The organism is Ligilactobacillus sp. (assembly GCF_036846325.1).
Lineage (GTDB): Bacteria > Bacillota > Bacilli > Lactobacillales > Lactobacillaceae > Ligilactobacillus.
The window spans coordinates 1-1286 of the sequence record NZ_DAIUCE010000204.1; the positions used below are offsets into that span (position 1 = coordinate 1).

Annotated in this window: 2 protein-coding genes; both read right to left on the reverse strand. The window is 43.5% G+C overall.

Annotated elements, in window-relative coordinates:
• Positions 1–559, reverse strand: a 559-nt coding sequence (locus V7Z60_RS10205; RefSeq protein ID WP_334117693.1) for an ABC transporter permease, incomplete at its 3' end; no start/stop codon positions are given.
• 2 nt (positions 560–561) lie between these two features.
• The coding region (locus V7Z60_RS10210; RefSeq protein WP_334117694.1) for an ABC transporter ATP-binding protein at positions 562–1286 on the reverse strand (725 nt) is incomplete at its 5' end.

Consider the following 1286-nt stretch of genomic DNA (forward strand, 5'->3'; position numbering starts at 1 on the left):
AAATATACGGTGCGCATGCGCTTGCCCAACTGTCTTTTTTGACGATTGAGGAAATGGCGAGGCCTAAAATATCAGCCACGTAGATCAGCAAAAAAATCGTAATCGCAAAATCAAGCAAAGTAGAATTGAGCATCAATCCTCCCCTTGCGTATCTGTGCGGCTCGATTCTGAAGACCAAAGACAAAATCAAACTTTGAATCAGACAGATCAAGAAGTGAACGATCAGTCTTGACCCCAGATAGCTTATGTAATAAAAATTCGGTGTGGCGGCACGCTGCTTGATGTTCGCCCTTTCAGACACGACTGCAGAAATGGAGTTGAACAAACCGCACCAAACGGCGGCGCACATAATGATAAAACATGCTGAACGCGTGTCTTCATAATTGACGAACATGTTTTTTCCGGCAATGACCTTGATTGCGATTCCGGCAATAATCGGGAAACCGAAAACCTTTAAGAGACTGCCGCTTTTGTTATCTATAAAATCATAACAATATTCTTGCGTGAGACTTTTTAATTCACTTAACCAGCTTTTTCTTATAAATTTAGGTTTATCCATAATTATCCCGCCACCGTTTCATTGATTTTTTTGAAATCTTCGTATGTCAAGGCATACAAATCGGCAATTTTGACGCGCTTATCATCGCTAAATTCGTCAAGCTTTCCTTCCCTGATCAATTTGTCCATCTTATTCAAAATCGTCTTCGGATTGTCAAAACATCCCAGCTCGCCAGGCGATTCATCGTTTCTTTTAGTAAGAAAAACGACGGCATCAAACGAATCTTCAATATAAGTCGTATCATGAGTAATGACGACGATCGTTTTATTATCTTCTCTCGTCAGTTTGCGCAGCGACTTGAACAGTTCTTTTTTGGTAAGTTCGTCAAGTCCTGCTTCCGGTTCGTCCAAAAACAATAATTCGCGTTCGCCGACAAGTTCGGTCGCAATCGTGATTCTGCGTTTTTCACCACCGCTGCAGCCACCGATGACTGCATTTTTACGGTGCGAAATTCTCAGTTTTTTCAAGGCACGCTCGATGTTTCCTTCGATGTGTTCCTTGCCCGTTCCTTCCGGGAGACGCTCCTTGGCCGCTGCAAGCAGTTCGCGATAAACGGTGCGCTCTTGGTGCAGAATGTTTTCCTGCGGGATGCTTCCGATTGATTCCCTGACCTTTCTGAAATTTTCGGGATTCAAAATATTGATGTCGCCATACGTCACTTCGCCTTCAACACCTGAAACGTCCATTCCGTTCAAACAGTTCACCAACGTTGATTTTCCGGCACCTG